General features: G+C 70.1%; 4 protein-coding genes. All 4 read right to left on the reverse strand.

Going from position 1 to position 2,679, the window contains the following annotated elements; genetic code table 11:
* A partial coding sequence (locus RN743_RS06670) for an ArdC family protein (RefSeq protein WP_310777908.1) occupies positions 1–127 on the reverse strand: 127 nt, incomplete at its 3' end.
* On the reverse strand, positions 124–330 hold the full coding sequence (locus RN743_RS06675; RefSeq protein ID WP_310777899.1) for a hypothetical protein: 207 nt from the start codon (positions 328–330) through the stop codon (positions 124–126). The genes RN743_RS06670 and RN743_RS06675, both read right to left, overlap by 4 nt.
* Before the next feature lie 4 nt (positions 331–334).
* Positions 335–1,318, reverse strand: a complete 984-nt coding sequence (locus RN743_RS06680) for an ATPase, T2SS/T4P/T4SS family (protein ID WP_310777902.1) — start codon at positions 1,316–1,318, stop codon at positions 335–337.
* Positions 1,315–1,953, reverse strand: a complete 639-nt coding sequence (locus tag RN743_RS06685) for a TraM recognition domain-containing protein (protein WP_310777905.1) — start codon at positions 1,951–1,953, stop codon at positions 1,315–1,317. Before RN743_RS06685 ends, RN743_RS06680 begins: the two co-directional genes overlap by 4 nt.
* Positions 1,954–2,679: the final 726 nt, after the last annotated feature.

The following is a 2,679-nucleotide window of genomic DNA, read 5'->3' on the forward strand; positions in this document are numbered from 1 at the left end:
CGGTGTCCACGTTCATGGGCATCACGCGCTCGCCCGGCGCCCACGGCTTCTGCCACGGCGCGGTGCCCTGCTTGATCTGCTCGATGATCGCGTCGGCGAACTTGCGGTGATATTCGTCGTGGTTCATCCGTCCACCTCCTCGCCTGCGGCGCCGTGCGGGTCGCCCCAGGCGGCCACGATGTCGTCCTCGCTCCCCACGTCCTCGGGGAACAGGCCGTACTCCTCGGCCATGTAGGCCGGGACTTCGAGCGTGTCGCCTGCGTCGCGCGCGAGCTCTCGGTCGAAGTCCTCGAACGTCTCGATGGCGATGGTGCTGCCGTTCCAGCTCATGGGTTCACCTCCTTCGGTGTGGGTTTTCTCTCCGGCCCGCTTCGGGCGGCCCGGTGATCCAGTGGCCGGTGGCCGCGTCGTAGCCGCCGACCTCGAGCGCGTCCTCGACGAACCGCTGGCCTCCGCGCCGGGCCACGTGCAGGACGAGCGCTATGCCGTCAACCACGCCCCGGCAGGTGACCTCCCAGGGCAGCGCGTCCCCGGCCTGCATGGCGCAGCTCGCCAGCCGCGAGAGCGCCGAGCGTGCGTTGTTGGCGTGGATGGTGGTGAGCGATCCGCCATGGCCGGTGTTGAGCGCCTGCAGCAGGTCGGCGGCCTCGCCGCCCCGGACCTCGCCGACGACGATGTGGTCGGGCCGGTGGCGAAGCGCGTGGCGGACGAGATCGCGGATCTCGACGGGTGTCTCCGAGAGGGTGGCCCCGGCCTCGAAGCGGAGGCAGTTCGCCCGGTCGATCCTGAGTTCGAGCGTGTCCTCGATCGCGACGATGCGTTCGTCCTCGGGCAGCAGCTCAATCAGCGCGTTCAGCAGCGTCGTCTTGCCCGAGCCGGTTCCCCCGGAGACAAGGATGTTCTGGCGGGACGCGAGCGTGTTCCGGGCGGCTTCGAGGATGTCTTCGGGCAGCGAGCCCAGGCGCACGAGGTCTTCGGCCGAGAACGCGCGGCCGCCGAACCGGCGGATGGTGATCGCGACCTCGGGACTCGCCGGCGGCGTGCAGATCGCGACCCGCGAGCCGTCTTCCAGCCGTGCGTCCAGGATCGGACTTGCGGCGGGATCGAGCCCGAGCGGCCGGGCGATGTGGATCGCGGCGCGGTGAAGCCAGGCCGCGGTAAGGGCCGGTGCCTCGTGGGGTTCAAGCCTTCCCGCCCGCTCGACCCAGACGTTCGCGGGACCGTTAATCATGATCTCGGAGACCTCCGGGTCCCCGAGCAGCGCCTCCAGGCCCGGCAGGAACGGAGTGAGGTGGCCGACGCCGCTCGCGCGCTTCATATCCGGCCCTCCTCCCGTTGCCGCCAGTAGCCCGTCTCCCTGGGCAGGTAGTGGGGCTTGAGGTAGACGCGGGTGGCCGGAAGCGAGCTGATGCCGTCGTAGGGCAGGCAAACGGCCTGGTAGTTGGCCAGGAGTCCGAACTCGCGCGGCGTGAACACGGGCTCCCTCTGCCGGCGGAACGACTTGCTCGCGCCGATCGTGCCGCGCCCGCCACCGGCGCGGCCGGAGAGCAGCGAGAACTCGGGCCTGCCCGTGGTCTCCGTGAACGTGTAGGACGCCTGCGTCTTCATGACGGAGCCGCACATCTCGGACGCGATCCTCGCCGACGCCTCGTCGGACAGCGACAGGAAGATCCGGGTGCGGAGCGTCTGGACGAGCGTGCGCCACGCTTCGCCCGAGGGGAGCACGGAGCGGAGCGAGGAGATCGACTGCGTGGCCACCACGGGCACGCACCGGCACTGGCGCGTGAGCGCGAACGCCTTCTCGTCGCCGGATGGGTCGTCCTGCCCGACGGTGGCGAACGCCTGGTACTCGTCGCAGATGAACACGGCGGGCCGCATGTAGCGTTCGGGACGGCGCGCGGCCTCGGCGGGCCTTCGGAGCAGCGCCTGCATCCAGGCGTTCTTGAGCAGCACTCCGATGGCGCGGGCCAGGGCCGGGTTCGCGCCCGCGGGTTGAGCGCCAGCACCTTGCCGCCCTCGATCAGCTCGCTGAGCGGCGGCAGCCTCCGGCGCAGCCCTGGCAGAGGCTGGACGCCCGGTGCGTCCTCCCCGTCCGTGGGGTCGTCCGTCCGTGTGGTCGGGGGATCGTGATTCGGCGGAGGCGGGCAGAACACGGCGGCCACGTCCGGCTGGTCGAAGAGGGACAGGAACACGCTGATGCCCTCGACGATCGAGGTGCGGAGCTTGGCGTCGAGCGCCATCCAGTCGTGCAGGTACCATCGTTCGATGGCCTGCACCTGCTCGGCGTACTCGCTTCCCGCGGCGCCGGAGACCGGTTCCGTCCGGTACTCGAGCTTCAACTCCGCGAGCAGTTCGGCGCGGTCCGGATCGAGACGGCACGCCACCTTGCCGGCGCCCGCCATCTCCCAGCCCCAGTCCTCCAGCGCCTGCCTGTGCGCGTTCAGATCCTTGGCGGCGATGACGGCCCGCATGGGGCATAGCCGCAGGGCGCGGGCCTTCGCCTCGCCGATCTTCTCCGCGAACAGCTCGGCGTCCACCGTGCAGCGGTAGACGTCCTGGAGGGTGACCCAGCCCACCGGCAGGAGCCGGTGCAGTTCGACGATCCAGCGGACTGGGGACAGCCAGAATCCCGACAGGAAATCTTCTAACTACATACAGGACTGCACGATCTGCGTTTCC

This window comes from Candidatus Palauibacter scopulicola, from assembly GCF_947581915.1.
In the GTDB taxonomy this organism is placed as follows: domain Bacteria; phylum Gemmatimonadota; class Gemmatimonadetes; order Palauibacterales; family Palauibacteraceae; genus Palauibacter; species Palauibacter scopulicola.

What these genes read in the sequence shown, in the direction of transcription:
- RN743_RS06680 (WP_310777902.1), bottom strand. Translation starts at nt 1,318, where the DNA reads ATGAAGCGCGCGAGCGGCGTCGGCCACCTCACTCCGTTCCTGCCGGGC.
- RN743_RS06675 (WP_310777899.1), bottom strand. Translation starts at nt 330, where the DNA reads ATGAGCTGGAACGGCAGCACCATCGCCATCGAGACGTTCGAGGACTTC.